This is a genomic window from Glycomyces sp. NPDC048151, assembly GCF_043202775.1.
GTDB lineage: Bacteria > Actinomycetota > Actinomycetes > Mycobacteriales > Micromonosporaceae > Glycomyces.
Map to the genome: position 1 here is coordinate 409,208 of NZ_JBIDBB010000006.1, position 19,381 is coordinate 428,588.

Here is a 19,381-nt window from a genome sequence, read left to right on the forward strand (position 1 = left end):
CAGACTGCTAGCCGACCAGCTTGACGAGGTCGACGAGGCGGTTGGAGAAGCCCCACTCGTTGTCGTACCAGCCGAAGACCTTGACCTGGTTGTCGATGACCTTGGTCAGGAGGCCGTCGATGATGCACGAGTGCGGGTCGGTCTCGATGTCCTTGGAGACGATCGGGTCCTCGGTGTAGTACAGGATGCCCTTGAGCGGGCCCTCGGCGGCGGCCTTGAGCGCGGCGTTGACCTCTTCGGCCGTCACGTTGCGCGACGCCTCGAAGGTGAGGTCGGTGATCGAGCCGGTCGGGACCGGGACGCGCAGCGAGTAGCCGTCGAGCTTGCCGTTGAGCTCGGGCAGCACCACGCCGACGGCCTTGGCGGCGCCGGTGGTGGTGGGGACGACGTTGAGGGCGGCGGCGCGGGCGCGGCGCGGGTCCGAGTGCGGGCCGTCCTGCAGCATCTGGTCCTGGGTGTAGGCGTGGATCGTGGTCATCAGACCCTTCTCGATGCCCACGGAGTCGTTCAGGACCTTGGCCATCGGGGCCAGGCAGTTGGTGGTGCACGAGGCGTTCGAGATGATGTTGTGCTTCTCGGCGTCGTACTTGTCGTGGTTGACGCCCATCACGATCGTGATGTCCTCGTTCTTCGCCGGAGCGGAGATGATGACCTTCTTGGCGCCGCCTTCGAGGTGGGCCGAGGCCTTCGTGCCGTCGGTGAAGAAGCCGGTGGACTCGATGACGACGTCCGCGCCGACCTCGCCCCAGGGGAGGTTCTTCGGGTCGCGCTCGGAGAACGCCTTGATGGTCTTGCCGTTGACGGTGAGCTCGCCGTCGCCGATCTTGACCTCGTACGGCAGGCGGCCGAGGATCGAGTCGTACTTGAGCAGGTTGGCGATGGTGTTGAGGTCGCCAAGGTCGTTGAAGGCGACGATTTCGATGTCGGCGCCAGAGGCGAGAACCGCCCGGAAGAAGTTGCGCCCAATGCGGCCGAAGCCGTTGACGCCCACACGGATGGTCACGTGGCCATCTCCTCGCTTGAACAGGATCGAATATCTGACTGAGACCGGGAGCGGTCTCGTACGCGATCCGTTCAGCCGAATAGCGACGGTGGAACAGATCGCTGTTCGGCCTCGTCGCCGAGCACTCTTTGACCCTACCGCTGCGGTTCCTGAACCTGTCGCGGCCGGTTCCCCCCGATCATGTCACACCCGGAACAGGGGTGTGACATCGCGGTTAAGCGTAGCGGTTGCCTGCCCGCCCGGGCGGCTTTCCGCGGCGGGTCCCCGGCGGGTCTCCCGGGGGTCAGGCGACGAGCATTTCCTCTTCGGCGACAACGTCGTCGGGGCCGGGGATGCCGTGCTCCTGGGCGCGTTTGGTGGCCATGTTGATGAGGCGGCGGATGCGCCCGGCGATGGCGTCCTTCGTCAGCGGCGGGTCGGCGAGGGTGCCGAGTTCCTCGAGCGAGGCCTGCCGGTGGTCGAGGCGCAGGCGCCCGGCGGAGGCGAGGTGCTCGGGGACGTCGTCGCCGAGGACCTCGAGGGCGCGGGTGACCTTCGCGGCGGCGGCGACGGCGGCGCGCGCGGAGCGGCGCAGGTTGGCGTCGTCGAAGTTGGCGAGGCGGTTGGCGGTGGCGCGGACTTCGCGGCGGACGCGCCTTTCCTCCCAGGTCAGGACCGAGGAGTGGGCGCCGAGGCGGGTGAGGAGCTCGCCGATGGCGTCGCCGTCGCGGATGACGACGCGGTCGACGCCGCGCACATCGCGGGACTTGGCGGCGATGCCGAGGCGGCGGGCCGCGCCGACGAGCGCGAGGGCGGACTCGGGGCCGGGGCAGGTGACTTCGAGGGAGGAGGAGCGGCCGGGCTCGGTGAGCGAGCCGCGGGCGAGGAACGCCCCGCGCCAGGCGGCCTCGGCGCAGCACGGATAGGCGCCGACGACGTGGTTGGGCAGGCCCCGGACGGGGTAGCCGCGCTGGTCGGTGAGGCCGATCTGCTTGGAGAAGGCCTGGCCGTCGGCGATGACGCGCAGCAGGTAGTGGTTGTTGCGGCGCAGCCCGGCGGCCACGAGGACGTGGACCTCGGACTCGTAGTTGTAGAGCTTGTCGATCATCCGCTTGGCGCGGCGGGCGACGTTCCCGGCGTCGACCTCGGCCTCGACGAGGACGTTGCCCTGGCCGACGAGGTGGAGGCCCCCGGCGAAGCGGAACAGGGCGCCGAGCTCGGCGCGCTGGCAGCAGGACTTCGTCACCTCGATGCGACTGAGTTCGTCCTTGACCTCCGAGGTCATCGCCATTCGTTAACCACCATCTTCGACCAGCAGGTTTCCCAATACGGCAGCCAGCGCGGCGACATCGTGCGTCACGCCGTCGGAGGCGAGGTCCGCCGCCACCAGCTGGGCCTCCAACGATTGTGCCGCACTGTTCAACGATCCGGGATCGGCGAGGGTTCGGGTGTCGCCTGAGACGACGTAGTGAAACCGGACACCTTCGGCGTATCGGCGCAGCGTGTCGACGTGACCGGCGAGTGTCAGACCGTCCGTTTCCTTCTCTTCGGAGAGGTTGAGCACCACGATTTTCTTCGCGCTGGAGGCGGCGATGGCCTCGCGGAGGTCGGGCAGGAGCAGGTGCGGGATGACGGAGGTGTACCAGGAGCCGGGGCCGAAGACGTGCCAGTCGGCGTCGGCGACGGCCTGGAGGGTCTCGGGGCAGGCGGTGGCGTCGGCGGGGAGGAGGCGCACGTCCTTGACGCTGCCGTCGGCGACGGCGATGCCGTGCTGGCCGACGATGGTGCGGGTGCCGGTGCCTTCGGCGAGGTCCGCTTCGATGTCGAGCGGGGTGCGGGACATGGGGAGGACGCGGGCGCGGGAGCCGAGGAGGCGGGCGGCGAAGTCGAGGGCGTCGACGGGGTCGTCGTGGAGTTCGAGGAGTCCGGTGAGGACGACGTTGCCGACGGGGTGGCCGGTGAGGAAGTCGTCGCCGCCGAAGCGGTGGGAGAACAGCCGCGCGGTCTCGGATTTGCCGGGGTCGGCGGTGGCGACGAGGGCTTTGCGCAGGTCGCCGGGGGGCAGGACGGGGCGGGTGGCGCGGATGTCGCCGGTGGAGCCGCCGTCGTCGGCCACGGTGACCACGGCCGTGAGGTCGAGGTCGAGCCTGGTGAGGGCGCGGAGCGACGCGGACAGGCCGCGCCCGCCGCCGAACGCGACGACTCTGGTCATGCGGTCCCCTCGGGGCTGGGGCGGCTCGGGGAGGGGAGGGCGCCTCGAGGACCCGGGTGCGCGGCGGCTCGGCCGGGTCCCTCGGGCGCTTCGGTCACTCGTTGCCCCGGTCGCGGTGGTGGGTGTTGGCGGGGAACCCGGCGGCGTTGAGACGCTTCGCGAGTGATTCGGCGATGGCGACGGAGCGGTGCTTGCCGCCCGTGCAGCCGATGGCGATCGTCATGTAGCGCTTGCCTTCCCGTTCGAACCCTTGGGTGGTGCCGAGCAGCAGGGACGCGTAGGCGGCGACGAACTCCTCGGCGCCGTCCTGACCGAGGACGTAGTCGGCGACGTCCTGGTCGATCCCGGTGTGCTCTCGCAGGGTGGGAACCCAGTACGGGTTGGGAAGGAATCTTACGTCGGCGACGTAGTCCGCATCGCGCGGGATGCCGTACTTGAACCCGAATGACATGCAGGTGAACTGGAGTCCGGAGGCGGAGGGCGCGAGGAAGGCCTCCTCGACGCGGGAGCGCAGCTGGTTCTCGTTCAGGTGCGTGGTGTCGAAGAGGGTGTCGGCCGAGCCGCGGGCCGGTTCGAGGATGCGGCGCTCGGCGGCGATGCCGTCGGCGAGCATGCCGTCCCCTTGGAGCGGGTGGGCGCGGCGGACCTTCTCGAAGCGGCGGATGATGATGTCGTCGTCGGCGTCGACGAACACGAGGTGGGGTTTGAAACCGCCCTTGCGGAGGTCCTCGATGACGCCGACGAGGTCGGTCATGAAGGCGCGCGAGCGCACGTCGAGGACCATCGCGGTGCGCCGCACCTCTTCTCCCCCGGCCGCGGCCAGCTCGGCGGCCTGGCCGACGAGCGATTCGGGGAGGTTGTCGATGACGTAGTAGCCGACGTTCTCCAGTGCGCGCGCCACCGTCGAGCGGCCGCCGCCGGAGATCCCGGTGACGATCACGAGGTCCAATTCGCCGCGGTCGGTCGCGCCGGTCTGCACTGCTGCCACACCCATAAGTCAAGTATCCCCGAGTTCGTTCCTGCCGCCGTGGTGACACGGCTCCGGCATGCTTGCCGAACTGACAAGCGTATTACTACCTACCGCTTCTCAAGCCCCGTTGTCGTCGGGATTACGCAGATGTGTCTGCAAAGCCTCCGCCAGTTTCGGCCCGATGCCCGGCACTGCCTCCAGATCGGACAGCTCGGCCTCGCGGATGCGCTTGACGGACCCGAACTGCTTGAGGAGGGCCTTGCGCTTGGACTCGCCGAGACCGGGCACGCCGTCGAGCGCGGAGGTGATGAGGTTCTTGCGTCTCCTGGTGCGGTGCAGGGAGATCGCGAAGCGGTGGGCCTCGTCGCGGACGCGCTGCATGAGGTACAGGGCCTCTGAGGTGCGCGAGAGGATCACCGGGTATTCCTCGCCGGGCAGCCAGATCTCCTCGAGGCGCTTGGCGAGGCCGGCGAGGTTGATCGTGTCGATCCCGAGTTCGGCGAAGACCGCTTCGGCGGCGGCGACCTGCGGCTGGCCGCCGTCGACGACGAGCAGCTGCGGCGGGTAGTGGAAGCCGCGCCTGGGCTCCTCGTCCTCCTCGGTGGGCGAGCCCGTGGGCTGGTCGGCGAGTTTGGCGAGGCGGCGGCGCAGGGTCTCCTGGAGGCTCGCGAGGTCGTCCTTGCGCTCGCCTTTGATGACGAAGCGGCGGTACTCGCTCTTGCGGGGCAGGCCGTCCTCGAAGACGACCATCGACGCGACGACGTCCTCGCCCTGGGACTGCGAGACGTCGTAGCATTCGATCCGCAGCGGCGCCTCGGGCAGGTCCAGCGCGTCAGCGAGCTCTTCGAGGGCCTTGGAGCGGGCGGTGAGGTCCCCGGCGCGCTTGAGCTTGTGGCGCTGGAGGTTCTCGATCGCGTTCTTCTCGACGGTCTCGGCCAGCGCCCGCTTGTCGCCGCGCCTGGGCACGCGCACGTCCACTTTGGATCCGCGGCGTTCGGAGAGGAGCTCGGCGAGCGCGGCGGCGTCGTCCGGGAGGGCCGGGACGAGGACCTCGCGGGGCACGACTTCGTTCTGCTCGCCGTAGAACTGGAGGCAGAACTGCTCGACGATGCCGGGCAGGTCGACCGGTTCGGGCTTGTCGATGACCCAGCCGCGCTGGCCCCTGATGCGGCCGCCTCGGACGTGGAAGACCTGGACGGCGGCCTGGAGCTCGTCGTCGGCGACGGCCATGACGTCGCAGTCGACGTCCTCGGCGAGGACGACGACCTGCTGTTCGAGGACCTTGTCGAGGGCGGCGAGGTCGTCGCGCAGGCGCGCGGCCCGCTCGAACTCGAGGGCCTCGGAGGCCTCCTGCATCTCCTTGAGGAGGCGGCGTCTGACGGGGGCGTGGTCGCCGGACATGAAGGCGCAGAAGCCGTTCACGAGTTCCCGGTAGTCCTCGGCGGAGATGCGGCCGACGCACGGGGCCGAGCACTTGCCGATGTCGGCGAGGAGATTGGGGCGGCCGATCCGCTCGCAGCGCTTGAACTCCGAGTCCGAGCAGGTGCGGATCGGGAAGACGCGGGTGAGCAGGTCGAGGGTCTGGCGGATGGCCCACGCGGAGCCGAACGGCCCGAAGTAGCGCACGCCCTTGCGGCGGGCGCCGCGCATGACCTGGGCGCGGGGGAACTCCTCCCCCACGGTGACGGCGAGCCACGGGTAGGACTTGTCGTCCTTGAACATGACGTTGAAGCGCGGGTCGTACTCCTTGATCCAGGTCCACTCCAGCTGGAGGGCCTCGACCTCGGTGGCGACCACGGTCCACTCGACGCTGCGCGCGGTGTTGACCATGCGGCGGGTGCGCTCGTGCAGCCGCGTCTCGTCCGCGAAGTAGGAGTTCAGTCGGTTCCGGAGGTTCTTGGCCTTGCCGACGTAGATGACGCGCCGGTCGCGGTCCCGGAAGCGGTAGACGCCCGGCGCGGTCGGGATGGTGCCGGGGGCGGGACGGTAATCAACTGCCACACCACAAGGATATGACCCGCCCCCGACACACCCGTGACTACGGCATGGCCGCCAAGGCCTTCAGCTCCGCCTGGAGCGCCTCGACCTCGTCGCGCTCGATGCCGCGCGCGGTGAACCACCCGCCGAGGTTCTCGACGTCCCTGGTGAGGAACTCGAACCCGAGCGGGTTCGCGTACAGGTCCACGACCTGCGGGAGGTCGAGGACGACGAGCCGCCCGTCGTGGACGACCGTGTTGTACGGCGAGAGGTCGCCGTGGGCGAAGCCGAGCTCGGTCATGCGCCGCAGCGCCTCCGAGGCCTGCTCCCACAGGCTGTCGAGCTCGATCTCGTCGGGCTTGGTCTCGGCCAGCCGGGGTGCGGCCGTGCGGCCGTCCCCGATGAACTCCATGAGGAGTTCCTTGCCGAGGATCTGCACCGGGTACGGGACCGGCACGCCGGCGTTGTACATGGTCTTGAGCGCGTCGAACTCGGCGGCGGCCCAGCGGCCCGCGGCCTGCTCGAGGCCGAAGGTGGTGCGCTTGGCCATGGCGCGGGCGTCGCGCGAGCGCTTCGCGCCGCGTCCGGCCATGTAGTCCCCGGCCCGGTTGAACTGGGTGTGCTCGGCGCTGCGGTAGCGCTTCGACGCCATGATCACGGCCCGGTCGGTATCGGGGACCGCGCGTTCGACGAGGAAGACGTCGGCTTCCTTGCCGGTCTTGAGGACGCCGAGCTCGTAGTCGACGGCGCCGTGGTCGGTGATGACCCAGTCCGGGCGCGGCTCGGGGCCGCGCTGGAGCGGCTCGGAGTCCCACCAGATCGACCAGCGGTCGCCCGCGGGCGGGCCGTCGTCGTTCGGGATCTCGTCGAAGACCGTGCGCATCTCCTCGAAACGAGCGTGCTCTTCGGCCGAGAACAGCTGGCTGCTCTTGGATTTGCGCTGGCCGCGCTTGGTGGATTGGAAGGATTCGGAAAAGTCAGACTTGCGTGCCAAGGTGGCGAGCTCCTGGAAGGAAGGTCCGTCGCTCGCTGCGGAATCAGCGCGAGCCGACGGGAGGTGAACTGAGTTTCATGGCGCGGGCGTAGACAACGACAGCCATCAAAGTCACACCTCCATTCCTCAAGAGTCCCAAGGCGACACGCCTCGGGCAACAGATGCGAGTTTAACGGAGGCCACCGAAACCGCGCAACTGGTTTTTTCGCGTGAGCCCCGCCACATCAGTGACCTGCGGATTCGTACCGGGCGATGCCGGCCCTCGCGATCAGGATCGCGAGGGCGAAGAGCACCAGCGCGACTGCCGGCGGCACCGCGAGCCACCAGAGCGGCAGTCCGCCGGTGAGGATCTGCACCGGGACGTAGTTGACGAACGCGAGCGGCACGACCCAGGTGAGGACCGTGCGGACCGCCTTGGGGTAGATCGTCAGCGGGAAGCGCGTGGCGGTCTCCTGGGTCTGAGCGGTCAGCCAGGCGAAGACCGGGCTGGGCCCCTTCAGCCAGAAGTTGGCGCAGTTCATGATCGTGATCACCGTCAACTGCACGACGACGGCGCACAGGAGCAGTAGGACCGCTGCCGGGATCATCGACAGAGGGACGCCCGCGCCGCTCCAGCCGACGGCGATCATCGTCGCGCCCGTGGTCATGTTCGCGGCCGACTGCATGCCGATCGCGCTCGACCCGATCTGCATCATCACCGGGGCCGGGCGGACGATCGCGTAGTCCAGCCCTCCGTCGACGATCTTGCGACCGAGCGTCCAAGCCCCGTCCCACCCGACCTCGGTCACCGAGTCGGTCAGGACCATGAAGCCGATGAGCAGGAGCATCTGCGGGAAGCCCCAGCCGTCCAGGGTGGTGACCTGCGCGAAGACCACCGCGATGAACGCGAGCTGGGCGGCCTGCTGGATCAGCGCGACCGAGATCATCGTCCAGAAGTCGGCCGGGTACTCCGTGATGGCGCGGAACTGGGCCGCGATGAGGCGCGCGTAAGTGGATGCAGTGTGCCGCATGTTCAGCCTCCGTGGATGGTGACGGCCCGGACCGCACGGCTCCACAGCCAGCGCCCGAGGAGCCAGAGGACGACCACCCAGGCGAGCTGCACCGCGATGAGCCCGAGCCCGGCCAGGGCGTCGACCCGGCCCAGGTAGATCTGGGACGGGGTGGTCGTGAAGTGGACGAACGGCAGGCACCATGCGAAGGCCTGCAAGGGCGCGGGCATCATCGCCAGCGGCACCATCGCGCCGGAGAAGAACGCCACGACGGTCTGCCGCGCCCACATGATGCCGTGGTAGCTGCGGGTCCAGAAGCACAGCATCGTGGACAGGTAGACGACGCTGAACGCGATCGGCGCGATCAGGAGGACGCTCACGATCGTGAGCAGCCCTGCGGCGAACGAGGCAGGCGGCAGCGGCGTGAAGAAGATCAAGGCGATGACCAGCCCGACAGCCAGGGTCGGGAGGGACCCGGCCAGGCCGCCGTAGAACTCGGCGGCCCGCGCCCGCTGGAAGTCGACCGGTTTGAGCAGGTCGATCGCGACGCTGCCGTCGAGGATGCGCTGTGCGGTGTCCGAACCGCTGAAGATGAACGTGGCCGTGACGAAGGCGATCACGTAATAGGTTCGCATCGCGTCCCAGTCATACCCCGCGACCGACCCTTGCTCGGCCAGGATCGTCGCCCACAAGGTGAGCGACACCAACAGCTCTCCGCCGCCGAGCACGACGCCGAAGATCCAGTTCATGCGGTAGGCCAGGCGGCGTTTCAAGGCCACGACGGCCAGTGCGTAGTCGACGGAGAGCGCGCTCGGGCGCGCGCGCAGCGGTACGGAGGTCAACGGCATCAGTCCCAGGGGTGAAGGGGGAAAAGGCGAGTGAACAGATTGCCCCGCAAAGGCTTGCCGAGTCAAAGCCATTTCCCCGCCCGACCCGGGTCAGTGCTCGTCGCGCCCTTCCCTGACCGCCTCGGCGGCGCCGAACGGCTTCCCGATCGGATCGGCCGTCACCTCGTCGAGCCACGCGGTCATACGGGGCCGTTCGGCCTCTCAGAAACGGTGGAGTTCCAGCGCGAAGCGGCGGCAGACGTGGACCCGTTTGAACTGGGCGCGCATCGCCGCTTCGTCTTCCAGGTTCGCGTGGAGGAAGACCTTGATCGGGCTGAGCGAGGGCCGCCTTTCAGCGATGGCGCGGTCGAGTTCGGCGGCGTCGTTGTAGAAGTCGGCGTAGACGTGCAGGTAGTGCCCGCCTTCGGTGAAGCCGTTCGACCGGTACCAGCGCAGCGCGTCAGGGTCGTCCCTGGTCCAGGCGTCGAGCGTGGTCGCGACCGGGGTGGCGCGGCGGATCGCTTCCTGGAGGAGCGCCAGGCCGATGCCTCGGGACCGGTGGTCGGGGTGCACCGCGATCGTGTCGATGGTGGCGGTCTCGCCGTCGACGCTCACGTCCATGACGCCGAGGAGTTCACCGCTCGGGGCAGCCGCCACGAGCTCGAATCCGGGAGCGTCGATAGAAGGCTTCGACCGTTCGACGGCGTCGAAGTAGGACGTGTCCAGGAAGGCGAGTGCACGGCAGCGGAGCCAGGCGGTCTCGTCGCCCGGCTGGCAGTCCCGAATCGCGTAGTCCATAGTCGGCGGTCTTCCTGTTAGTGGCCTGCGGAGTCGTAGGCTTTCAGGCCCGCCCGGAAGGCGAGGACGGCGAGGAGGGCGCTGGCGGCGGCCGCGACCGGCGGGGCGAGGAGCCAGAGCGGGTCGGCCTTGCCGGTGAGGATCTGGACGGGGATGAAGCTGGCGAAGGCGAGCGGAAGCCCGAAGGTGAAGACGATGCGGACCGCGACGGGGAAGATCGTGAGCGGGAACCGCATCGCCTCGTTCTGGAGCTCGGCGAGCATGAACGCGAGCACCGGGGTGCGGCCCTTCATCCAGAAGTTCGCGGCGTTCGCGATCGTGAGCAGCGAGGCCTGGATGACGAAGGCGCACACGAGCAGGAAGATCGCCACGGGGATCGCGGCGGCGCTGATGCCCGCGCCGATCCAGCCGACGGCGATCATGATCAGGCCGAGGGAGACCTCGCCGAAGACCTGCATGCCGACGTGCTTCGAGCCCACCTGGACGAGCACCGGCGCGGGCCTGGTGATCCGGTAGTCCATGTCGCCTTCGACGATCATCTTGCCGGTGTCCCAGATGCCGTCCCACAGGAGCGCGGTCGAGCCCCACGAGGTGGCGAGGAAGCCCGCGAGGACCAGCATCTCGTGGTAGTCCCACCCGGCGATCGCGTTCACGTTCCCGAACAGGATGCTCAGGAACGCGAACAGCATGATCTGCCAGGTGGTCCCGGCGATCGCCATGACCCAGAAGTCCGTGGGGTACTCGGCGATCGAGCGGAGGTAGGCGCCGATGGAGCGGCGGTAGACGCCCGCCGCGTGCCTGGCGCGAAAGGCGTCAACCGCCATGGATGGTCACCTTCTTGACGAGCTGCCGCCAGATGAGGCGGGCGAGGACCCACAGGCCCACGGTCCACGCGGCCTCGGCGGCGATGAGGCCGAGGGCCCCGGCGGTGTCGACGCGGCCCAGATAGATCGACGCGGGCGTGGTGGTGAAGTGGACGAACGGCATCGCCCAGGCGGTGACCTGGAGCCAGGCGGGCATGAGCGCGATCGGGATCATCATGCCGGAGAAGAACGCCACCATGCTGTCCTTGGCCCACTGGATGCCGAGGAACCGCTGGGTCGCGAAGCAGCACAGGACGGCCAGGTAGCTGATGCAGAACGCGAGCGGGAAGATGAACAGCACGCTGACCGCGGTGAGCACCGCCGCGAGCGGCGAGGCCGGGCCCGCGGGCTTGAAGACCGCGACCGCGATCACGGTGCCCAGGACGGCGGCCGGAACAGAGGCCAGCATCCCGCCGATGTACTCGGCGGCCCGCGCCCGCTGGAAGTCCACGGGCTTGGTCAGGTCGATCGCGACCAGGCCGTCGAGGATGCGGTTGGCCATGTCCCACTCCGCGCCCGCCCACGCGAGGGTGGTGGTCAGGAACCCGATGATCAGGTAGGCCTTCATCGACGGCCAGTCGAAGCCGCCCACCTCGCCGTCGCCGATGAGGTGGCTCCAGACCGCCAGGCCCGCCAGCAGCGCCCATCCTCCGAAGAGGACGGAGAACAGCCAGGTGCTCTTGTAGGCGAGCTTGCGCTTGAGCGCGACCCGCGCGAACGCCACGTCGACGCTTGCCATGTCAGTGCCCCGCCGAGTCGTACGCGCGCAGGCCGAGCCGGTAGACGCCCACGGCGAGCAGGACCGAGCCGATGACGGCCGCCGGGATCCCGGCGAGCCACCACGCGGACATGTGCCCGCTCAGGACCGCAACCGGCACGAAGTTGATGAACGCGACCGGGACGAGGAACATCGCCACGAGCCGCACCGCGGTCGGGAAGATCCCCAGCGGCATCTTCATCGCGTTGCCCTGCAACTCGATCAGCAGGAACGCGAAGATCGACTGGCCGCCCTTGATCCAGAAGTTCACGGCGCACAGCGCCGTCACCAGCGCCGACTGGATGACCGCCGCGCAGACCACGGCGAGCACCCCGATCGGCACCGCCGCGAGCCCGATCCCGGCGCCGATCCAGCCGTAGACGAACATCGCGGTCCCGAAGGCCACCTCGCCGAGCGACTGCATGCCGATGTGGGAGCTGCCGACCTGGACGATGACGGGCGCGGGCCGGGTGATCCGGTAGTCGATGTCGCCCCGGATGACGTACCCGCCGGTGCTCCACGCGCCGTCCCAGAACAGCGCGTTGCATCCGCCCGCGACGCTGAGGAGGCCCGAGAGCAGCAGCATCTCGTGGTAGCCCCAGCCTTGGACGTCGGGCACGTTGGCGAAGAGGACGGCCAGGAACGCGAACTGGAGGACGTTCCAGACCGCCCCGGCCGTGGCCATCACCCACAGGTCGGCCGGGTACTCCGCGATCGCGCGGATCTGCGCGAACCAGGTGCGCCAGTAGATGGCGAACACGTGCCGCGCGGGCACGGCGCGCTCGAGCGTCATGTCAGCCACCGTGCACCGTCACTCGCTTCACCGCGGTGCGGAAGACCAGCCAGCCGAGCACCCAAAGGCCCACGGCCCAGGCGGCTTCGGCCGCGAGCAGGCCCAGGGCGCCCGCGGTGTCGACGCGCCCCAGGTAGATCGCGGACGGCGTGGTCGTGAAGTGCGGGAACGGGAGCGCCCAGGCGACGGTCTGGAGCCAGCCGGGCATGAACGCGAGCGGGATCATGAGGCCCGAGAAGAAGCTCAAGAGCGCCTCGCGCAGCCACATGATGCCGAGGTAGCGCTTCGTCCAGAAGCACACCAGGGTCGAGAGGTACGTCAGGCCGAACGCCAGCGGGAGCATCAGCACGAAGCTCACGACCGTGAGCAGCCCGGCGACCGGGGACACCGGTCCGGGAGGGTCGAACAGGAGCCACGCGGCGACGACGCCCATCAGGGCGGTCGGGGCGGTCGAGATCATCGAGCCGATGTACTCGGCCGCGCGGGCCCGCTGGAAGTCGACGGGCTTGGTCAGGTCGACGGCGATGTGGCCGTCGAGGATGCGGTCGGCCATGATCCAGTCGGCGGCGCCGAAGACCATGGTCGCGGCCACGAAGCCGATGATCGTGTACGCCCGCATCGAGTCCCAGTCGTAGCCCGAGAGCGTGCCGGAGCCGATGAGGTTCTGCCACATGACCATCGCGATGAGCATGGAGCCGCCGCCGATGGCGAGGCCGAAGAACCAGTGGGACTTGTACGCGAGTCTTCGTTTGAACGCGATGACCACGAGCGCGCGGTCGACCGCGAGGGTATGACTCATTTGGTGAGCTCTCCTGCGTACAGGCGGCGGATGACGTCCTCGATGCTCGGCTCGGAGAGGGACAGGTCCCTCGGGGAGAGCTGGGCGGTGAGGGAGCCGAGGACTTCGGCGGTCGTGAAGCGGCTCGACTCGTAGGTCACGGTGACCTCCGAGGGCGCCTCGCCCGCGGTCCACTCGTAGTCGGGGAACTTCTCGGCCAGCGCGGGCACGTCCGCCGTGCCTTCGAGGTACAGGTTCACGGCCTTCGTGGTGATGTAGTGGGCCTTGAGCCGCTCGATCGAGCCGTCGTAGGCGATGGCGCCCTTGTCGATCACGACGATCCGCTCGCAGACCTCCTCGATGTCGGCGAGGTCGTGGCTGGTGAGGAGCAGCGTGGTGCCGTCGTCGACGAGCTCGCGCAGGAACGCGCGCAGGCGGTCCTTCACGGAGATGTCGAGCCCGATGGTCGGCTCGTCGAGGTAGACCATCTTCGGGTCGTGGATGAGCGCGCACGCCAGGTCGGCGCGCATCCGCTGGCCGAGGGAGAGCGTGCGGGCCAGCGCGGGCATGAACTCGCCGAGGTCGAGCAGTTCGTCGAACTTCGCGATGCGGGCCTTGTAGTCGGCGTCGGAGACGCCGTACATGTGCTTGAGGAGCTTCAGGGACTCCTCGACGGGCAGGTCCCACCACAGCTGGGTGCGCTGGCCGAAGAGGACGCCGATGTCGTGGGCGTTGGCGATGCGCTCGGTGTGCGGGTCGCGGCCCATCACCCGTACGGTGCCCTCGGAGGGTCGCAGGATCCCGGTGAGGAGCTTGACCGTGGTGGACTTGCCCGCGCCGTTGGGTCCGACGTAGGCCACCGATTCGCCCGGTTCGATCGAGAGGTCGATGCCGTCGACCGCGGTGTAGTTCTTGAACTTGCGCTGCATCAGGTGTTTGACGGCGCCCTTGAACCCCGAGTCCTTGTCGGGCCTGCGGAAGGTCTTGGTGAGGGATTGGGCTTCGAGAATCGGCATGCCCCCACCGTAGGAAAATTCGGTGGGAGCGGGCCACTCGTTTTCCGCGCCTCAGGACGCGGGCGCGGCCTCCTCGGCGGGCGTCTCGGGGCGCTTCTGGGCCGGTATGCCGTTGCGGGCCTGGAGCTTCCGTCGGATCTTCCCGGGCAGCTTCGGGGCGCTGCGAAGTAGCTCACGCGGGTTGATCCGCTCCAGCGGGAGGAAGCAGGCCATGGCGACCATATGGGGCAGGAAGCTGATCTCGACGGCGAGGAACACCGTGAGGTGGAACAGGTAGAAGAACGCGACGATGCCGTACTTGAGTCGTTTGGCGGCCACGAACATCACGACGGGGCTGAGCAGTTCGAACGCGACCATCCCCCATTGGGAGAGGCGCAGCATCCACGGGAATTCGAGGAGCCAGGTCGAGTACTCGGTGCCGCGGCGCAGGATCGCCCAGGTCATGGTCGCGGAGTTGACCCATCCCCAGCCGCCGTAGCGGATCTTGGCCCAGGCCGCGAAGAAGTACGTGCAGACGACGCCGATCTGGACGAGGTTGAAGCCCCACCCGACGTGCTCGGAGAGGTTGCGGCGGTCGCCCCAGCGGGCTTTGGGCATGGTGGGCAGGAGGAACAGGAGGATGAGGAAGCCGAACTTGCCGTGGTCGACCTTCCCGTAGGACATCGCGATGATCATCCACTCGAAGTACGCGGCCGCCACGATCCAGCCGAACAGGCGCGGGGCCTTGTTGAACATCATGGGGACCGAGCCGGCGAGGAGGACGACGAGGGTGCCGACGACGATCCAGTAGTCGGGCGTGGGGAAGACCGGGAGGACGCGGGCGATGAACAGGGGCTGGTAGAGCTCGCCGGGGACGTGGCGGTGGCCGAGGATCCACGGCATGTACCACCACCAGTCGACCCAGATGAACGCTCCGGCGAGGAAGCGCATCGCGGCGACGCGGCCGAGCGCGACGGGCTGGAAGAACCAGCCGGTCGCCTTCTGCGCCAGGGGGACGGACGTCATGCGTCGGCTCCTTCGCGCGTGTAGCTGGCCTCGACGACCTCGGTGACCTCGCCGGTCTGGTGGCCGTCCTCGAGCCGGTAGCGGCGTTCGATGATCTCGACGGTGACGATCTCGGGCTTGTCGGGGTTGGTGTTCTCGTAGGCCTGGGCGAGGTACTCCAGCAGCGAGGGGTCCTCGACGAAGCGGCTCTTCTGGCCTTCGACCTCGGCGCGGCGGAAGCCGGTGGCGGCCTCGGTGAGGCTGAAGCGCTCGCCCTCGACGTTGACGGCTTCGACGCGGGTCGACCCGGCCCAGCCGTCGAGCTCCTTGGAGAACGAGTACATCTTGAAGGGCGCGAAGGGGAAGAAGTCGTCCGCGCCCCAGAAGGTGGTGGCGGTGACGAGGGCGAGCACGGTCATGGTGATCGCGACTCGCACGGCCCGGCCGAGGGGACGGACCTTCACGTACTGGGTATCCACCGCAAGAGTATGGCACGGGTGTGCCACAGGGGACTCGCCCGTGTCAGCCCGCTGTGGTCAGCTCGGGGTCGGCCTCACCGCGCTCACGCTGCGGGGGCGTCCCCTTGCGGCCCTTGAGTCTCGCTTTCGCGCGGCGGGCGAGGTCCTTCGGGTCGATCCGTTCGAGCGGCAGGAAGCAGGCCATGGCGAACAGGTGCGGCAGGAAGCTGATGGTGAGCGCGGCGAAGACCGCGACGTGGAAGGCGTAGAAGAACGCGACGATCGAGTACTGGATCCGCTTCCACGGGTAGACGAAGAGGACGATCGGGGTGAGCAGTTCGAACGCGATCATGCCCCACTGGGCGAACGTCAAGAGCTGCGGGAAGTCCAGGAGCCAGTCCGAGAAGACGGTGCCGCGCCGGATGATCGCCCACGTGAAGACCCCGGAGTTCGCCCAGTCGAAGCCGCCGTAGCGGAACTTCGACCAGGTGGAGAGGAAGTACGTGCACACGACCGCGATCTGGACGAGGTTGAAGCCCCAGCCGACGCGTTCGGAGAGGTGCTCGCGGTCGCCCCACTTCGCTTCGGGCATCATGCACAGCACGAGCAGGAGCGCCATGAAGCCGAAGCTCGCGTGGTCGACCTTGCCGTACGAGTTGTAGATGAGCATCCACTCGAAGTAGGCGATGAAGAGGATCCACCCGAACAGGCGCGGGCGGTACCCGAACATCACCGGCAGCGCGGCCGCGAGCATCACCACGAGCGTGCCGGTGACGATCCAGTAGTTCGGGGCCGGGATCGGCAGGACGCGGCCGACGAGCAGCGGCTGGTACAGGTCCTCGGGCAGGAAGCGGTGCTGGATGATGAACGGCTTGTACGCCCACCACTCGATCCAGACGAACAGCCCGGCGAGGAACCGCATCGCGGCGACCCGGCCGAGCGCCACGGGCGTGAAGAAGAAGCCGTTCACATAGCGGGTCACTGCGGGTCCCCTTCGGTCCAGGTCGCGGCGACCTCGACGCGCTCGGCGCCGGTGCGCTCGCCGTCCACGAGCTCATAGCTGGTGATGAGCACTTCGGCGGCGACGATCTCAGGGCTGCCGGGGTGGGCGTCCTCGTAGGCCTCGGCGACGAGCGCGAGGAGTTCGGGGTCCTCGCGGAAGCGCGTGAGCTGGCCTTCGAGTTCGGCGCGGCGGAAGCCGGTGTCGTTGTCGCCGATCGGGAAGCTGTGGCCGGTGGCGTCGGTGAGGACGAGGCTGGTGCTGTTGGCCCAGCCGTCGGGGTCGTGCGCGTGTGAGTACATCTTGAACGGCGCGAACGGGAAGAAGTCGTCGGTGCCCCACAGGGAGGTCGCCCCGAGCGCGAGGGTCATCGCGAGGGTCGCCGCGATGCGCACGAGCTTCCCTCGGCGGGTCAGGGGCGGTTCAGCGGCGTCTCTCGGCACCGGGCGAGTATGCCACAGGCCACGTGATGCGCTTGCGAGGGAACGTCAGTGCCCGGCGAGGCGGTCGCGTTCGGCCTGCGGCAGCGAGCACGCGGCGGTGCCGCCGGGCAGCCTGTGCCGGTTGCGGGAGATGAGGCGGTACACCGGCCACGCGAGCCACGAGACGGGCTTGAGCGAGAGCACCCAGCCGATGGGCTTCCAGTACCACTGGGCGCGGCGCAGCAGCACCGCGATCGCGTCCGGCCCGGCCCGCTTGAAGTCGGGCTCGATCCAGACCACGGCCGCCTCGGCCTCTTCCTGGGTGACGCCGAGCGCGTCGAGGTCGGCCCACTGCCAGGGGACGACCTTGGCAATGGTGCGGACGTGCTTCTCCAGGAACTGCGCGGACGTGCTGCAGAACGCGCAGTCCCCGTCGTACAGGAAGGTGGTGTCCATGCCGGTCTCGATTCAGGCTAGGTGGTCTGCCTCGACGGTACTGCCCCGTAGAGGGCCTCGCGCATCGCAGTGACGGGCGCCTCGTCGAGGCCGGTGAACTGGGTCCACTGCCGCACGGCCTGCGCGAGCAGGAGCGCGAGCCCGTCGAGGACCTGCACGCCCTGGCGTTCGGCCTCCGCCGCGAGCGGGGTCGGCCACGGGTCGTAGAGGATGTCGAACAGGACCGCGCCGGACTTCCACTTCGGGCGCAGCGTGTCCGTGACGCCCTTCGGGACCGTGGCGATGACCAGGTCGGCGTCGCCGACGTGCACGGCCTCCTCCCAGCTGCGGGCCTCCAGGCGGAGCCCGAGCGCCGAGGCGACCGGTTCGAGCTCGGCGATGGCCTCCCGGCGGCGGGCGTAGACCTGGACGGCGCCCGCGCCCAAGGACTGCGCCGCTGCCAGTGCGGCCCGGGCCGAGCCGCCCGCGCCGAGCACCGCGACCTCGTCGGCGGACGTCAGGCCGACCTCGGCCAGCGCGTCCGTGATGCCGGGCGCGTCGGTGTTGTCGGCGAGGCGGCGGCCGCCGCGCAGCACGAGCGTGTTGGCCGCGCCGATCGCCTCCGCCACGGGAGTGGCCTCGTCGGCGACGGTGAGCGCGATCTCCTTGAGCGGCATGGTGAGCGAGAGCCCGGCCCAGGTCTCGTCGAGCGCGTCGACGAAGCGGGCGAGCGCGGGCTCGTCGCACTCGTGGCGCGTGTAGGTCCAGTCCGTGAGCCCGGCCGCGACGTACCCGGCGTTGTGGATGACCGGGGACAGCGAGTGCTCGATGGGCTTCCCGAGGACGGCGGCGCGCATCACTGGATCCCGTTCTCCACGGCGGTCTGGGTGTTCTCCTGGTGCTCCGCGTAGGTCTCGGCGAACAGCGCCGAGCCGTCGTCGAAGGCGGTCACGAAGAACAGGTAGTCGTTCGGTTCGGGCGAGACGGCCGATTCGAGCGCTGCGGCGCCGGGGTTGGAGATGGCGCTCGGCAGGTACCCGGCGTGCTCCTTCGCACTGGGCGACCACGGGTTCTCCGGGTCGCGCATGACCGCGCCCCAGTCGATGTCCTCGCCGGAGGTGATGGCCTCTTCGTCGTTGAGCAGGCGGCCGTAGTTCCAGATCGCCTCGGACTCGAAGCAGTTGCAGTTGGTCTGCTCGTGCGAGTACGGGTTGATGTACAGCTTGTTGTACATGACCTGGGCGATCTTGGGGTCGTCCGAGGCGATGCCCGACTCGGACTGGACGATCGAGGCGATCTGCAGGGCCATCCACGGCTGGATCTTGAACTCGCCGTTCGTGGGCGGGTAGAAGGTCTGGTCCGTGTTGGCGCTCGGGTCGTAGTCGGGGTCGGGGTTCGGGATGCTCGCGAGCTTGTCGAGGAAGCCGATCTCCTCGATCGTCTCGTTGAAGCGCTTGACCATCTCCGAGAGCATGAACTCGGCGGTCATGGTCTCGTCGAACTCGTACGCGGACGGGAACAGGAAGCCCTCGACGGACTTGACCTGGCGGTCGCTGAAGCCCTCGAACCAGATCGGGTCGACGCCCAGCGCCTCGGGGTCCTGCGCGGCGGCCTCGAAGTCCTCGATCGGTACGCCGGTGTAGGCGGAGAGGATCTCGTAGACCTCGAAGCTGCGCTTGCCTTCGGGGACGACGACATGGTCGAGCGTGAGGTTGGCGGGGTCGGTCATGAACGCCAGCGCGGACGCGGCGGACATCTCCTCCTCCATGGCGTAGGTGCCCGCCTGGATCGCGGTGCCGGAGTCGCCGGAGTCCTCGGAGGCGTTGAGGAACGCCTTCGCGGAGGCGACGACGCCCTCGGCTTCGAGGTGTTCGGCGATGTCGGAGACGAACCAGCCCTCTTCGACCGTGATGACGACCTGGTTGCCGTTGCCGTCGCCGGTGAAGTCCTCGGCGACGAAGTAGTCCTTGATGACGTTGTTGTACGCCCACCAGCCGCCGACGCCGATGATGGCGAACAGGGCCACGACCAGGGTCATCGCGATCAGGGACTTGCCGGAGTCCTTGCGGCGGTGGCTCCTGGGAGCATCCGCGCGCTCGTCCTCGGTCCGGAAATCGCCGAGCATC

At 68.7% G+C, this 19,381-nt stretch carries 21 protein-coding genes; all 21 read right to left on the reverse strand.

The genetic code is table 11. The features are described 5' to 3' along the window. Nucleotides 1–7: 7 nt before the first annotated feature. The 21 genes from gap to mltG all read right to left on the reverse strand — a co-directional run bounded on the left by gap (nt 8) and on the right by mltG (nt 19,380). Nucleotides 8–1,003, reverse strand: a complete 996-nt coding sequence (gap, locus tag ACGGCP_RS17000) for a type I glyceraldehyde-3-phosphate dehydrogenase (protein ID WP_392967086.1) — start codon at nt 1,001–1,003, stop codon at nt 8–10. Nucleotides 1,004–1,286: 283 nt separating this feature from the next. Further along, entirely contained in the window at nt 1,287–2,273 is a 987-nt protein-coding gene (gene whiA / locus ACGGCP_RS17005) for a DNA-binding protein WhiA (protein ID WP_392967088.1), read from the reverse strand. A 3-nt stretch (nt 2,274–2,276) separates the two neighbouring features. Continuing rightward, nucleotides 2,277–3,194, reverse strand: a complete 918-nt coding sequence (gene yvcK, locus ACGGCP_RS17010; protein WP_392967090.1) for a uridine diphosphate-N-acetylglucosamine-binding protein YvcK — start codon at nt 3,192–3,194, stop codon at nt 2,277–2,279. A 94-nt stretch (nt 3,195–3,288) separates the two neighbouring features. Further along, the gene (rapZ, locus tag ACGGCP_RS17015) at nt 3,289–4,188 is read right to left on the reverse strand and encodes an RNase adapter RapZ (RefSeq protein WP_392967092.1); all 900 of its coding nucleotides are present in this window, start codon (nt 4,186–4,188) and stop codon (nt 3,289–3,291) included. A gap of 93 nt (nt 4,189–4,281) precedes the next feature. Continuing rightward, nucleotides 4,282–6,165, reverse strand: coding sequence for an excinuclease ABC subunit UvrC (gene uvrC / locus ACGGCP_RS17020; RefSeq protein ID WP_392967094.1), 1,884 nt, complete (start codon nt 6,163–6,165; stop codon nt 4,282–4,284). Between the two features lie 37 nt (nt 6,166–6,202). Next, the gene (locus ACGGCP_RS17025; RefSeq protein ID WP_392967096.1) at nt 6,203–7,135 is read right to left on the reverse strand and encodes a serine protein kinase RIO; all 933 of its coding nucleotides are present in this window, start codon (nt 7,133–7,135) and stop codon (nt 6,203–6,205) included. Between the two features lie 224 nt (nt 7,136–7,359). After that, nucleotides 7,360–8,145 (reverse strand): ABC transporter permease, encoded by a 786-nt coding sequence (locus tag ACGGCP_RS17030; RefSeq protein ID WP_392967098.1) that lies wholly within the window; start codon nt 8,143–8,145, stop codon nt 7,360–7,362. Nucleotides 8,146–8,147: 2 nt separating this feature from the next. Then, on the reverse strand, nt 8,148–8,966 hold the full coding sequence (locus ACGGCP_RS17035; RefSeq protein WP_392967100.1) for an ABC transporter permease: 819 nt from the start codon (nt 8,964–8,966) through the stop codon (nt 8,148–8,150). Between the two features lie 207 nt (nt 8,967–9,173). Beyond that, nucleotides 9,174–9,749, reverse strand: a complete 576-nt coding sequence (locus ACGGCP_RS17040; protein ID WP_392967102.1) for a GNAT family N-acetyltransferase — start codon at nt 9,747–9,749, stop codon at nt 9,174–9,176. 17 nt (nt 9,750–9,766) lie between these two features. Beyond that, nucleotides 9,767–10,573, reverse strand: coding sequence for an ABC transporter permease (locus ACGGCP_RS17045; protein WP_392967104.1), 807 nt, complete (start codon nt 10,571–10,573; stop codon nt 9,767–9,769). After that, nucleotides 10,563–11,351, reverse strand: a complete 789-nt coding sequence (locus tag ACGGCP_RS17050) for an ABC transporter permease (protein WP_392967106.1) — start codon at nt 11,349–11,351, stop codon at nt 10,563–10,565. The genes ACGGCP_RS17045 and ACGGCP_RS17050 overlap by 11 nt, the downstream gene beginning before the upstream one ends. A 1-nt stretch (nt 11,352) precedes the next feature. Further along, nucleotides 11,353–12,162 carry an ABC transporter permease gene (locus tag ACGGCP_RS17055; RefSeq protein WP_392967108.1) on the reverse strand — a complete coding sequence of 270 codons (810 nt, stop codon included), beginning with the start codon at nt 12,160–12,162 and terminating at the stop codon, nt 11,353–11,355. A 1-nt stretch (nt 12,163) separates the two neighbouring features. After that, nucleotides 12,164–12,961, reverse strand: a complete 798-nt coding sequence (locus ACGGCP_RS17060; protein WP_392967110.1) for an ABC transporter permease — start codon at nt 12,959–12,961, stop codon at nt 12,164–12,166. Beyond that, on the reverse strand, nt 12,958–13,956 hold the full coding sequence (locus ACGGCP_RS17065; RefSeq protein ID WP_392967112.1) for an ATP-binding cassette domain-containing protein: 999 nt from the start codon (nt 13,954–13,956) through the stop codon (nt 12,958–12,960). Before ACGGCP_RS17065 ends, ACGGCP_RS17060 begins: the two co-directional genes overlap by 4 nt. Nucleotides 13,957–14,007: 51 nt before the next feature. Then, nucleotides 14,008–14,961: an MFS transporter permease gene (locus ACGGCP_RS17070; RefSeq protein WP_392967114.1), complete on the reverse strand. Its 954-nt coding sequence runs from the start codon at nt 14,959–14,961 to the stop codon at nt 14,008–14,010. Continuing rightward, a complete protein-coding gene (locus ACGGCP_RS17075; protein ID WP_392967116.1) occupies nt 14,958–15,419 on the reverse strand; it encodes a hypothetical protein in 462 nt (153 codons plus the stop codon). The genes ACGGCP_RS17070 and ACGGCP_RS17075 overlap by 4 nt, the downstream gene beginning before the upstream one ends. Before the next feature lie 43 nt (nt 15,420–15,462). Beyond that, nucleotides 15,463–16,380: an MFS transporter permease gene (locus tag ACGGCP_RS17080; RefSeq protein WP_392967118.1), complete on the reverse strand. Its 918-nt coding sequence runs from the start codon at nt 16,378–16,380 to the stop codon at nt 15,463–15,465. After that, a complete protein-coding gene (locus ACGGCP_RS17085) occupies nt 16,377–16,841 on the reverse strand; it encodes a hypothetical protein (protein WP_392967120.1) in 465 nt (154 codons plus the stop codon). Before ACGGCP_RS17085 ends, ACGGCP_RS17080 begins: the two co-directional genes overlap by 4 nt. Before the next feature lie 45 nt (nt 16,842–16,886). Then, entirely contained in the window at nt 16,887–17,276 is a 390-nt protein-coding gene (locus ACGGCP_RS17090) for a thiol-disulfide oxidoreductase DCC family protein (protein WP_392967122.1), read from the reverse strand. A 17-nt stretch (nt 17,277–17,293) separates the two neighbouring features. After that, on the reverse strand, nt 17,294–18,112 hold the full coding sequence (locus ACGGCP_RS17095) for a shikimate dehydrogenase (RefSeq protein WP_392967123.1): 819 nt from the start codon (nt 18,110–18,112) through the stop codon (nt 17,294–17,296). Next, nucleotides 18,112–19,380 (reverse strand): endolytic transglycosylase MltG, encoded by a 1,269-nt coding sequence (gene mltG, locus ACGGCP_RS17100; RefSeq protein ID WP_392967125.1) that lies wholly within the window; start codon nt 19,378–19,380, stop codon nt 18,112–18,114. Before mltG ends, ACGGCP_RS17095 begins: the two co-directional genes overlap by 1 nt. Nucleotide 19,381 lies beyond the last annotated feature (1 nt).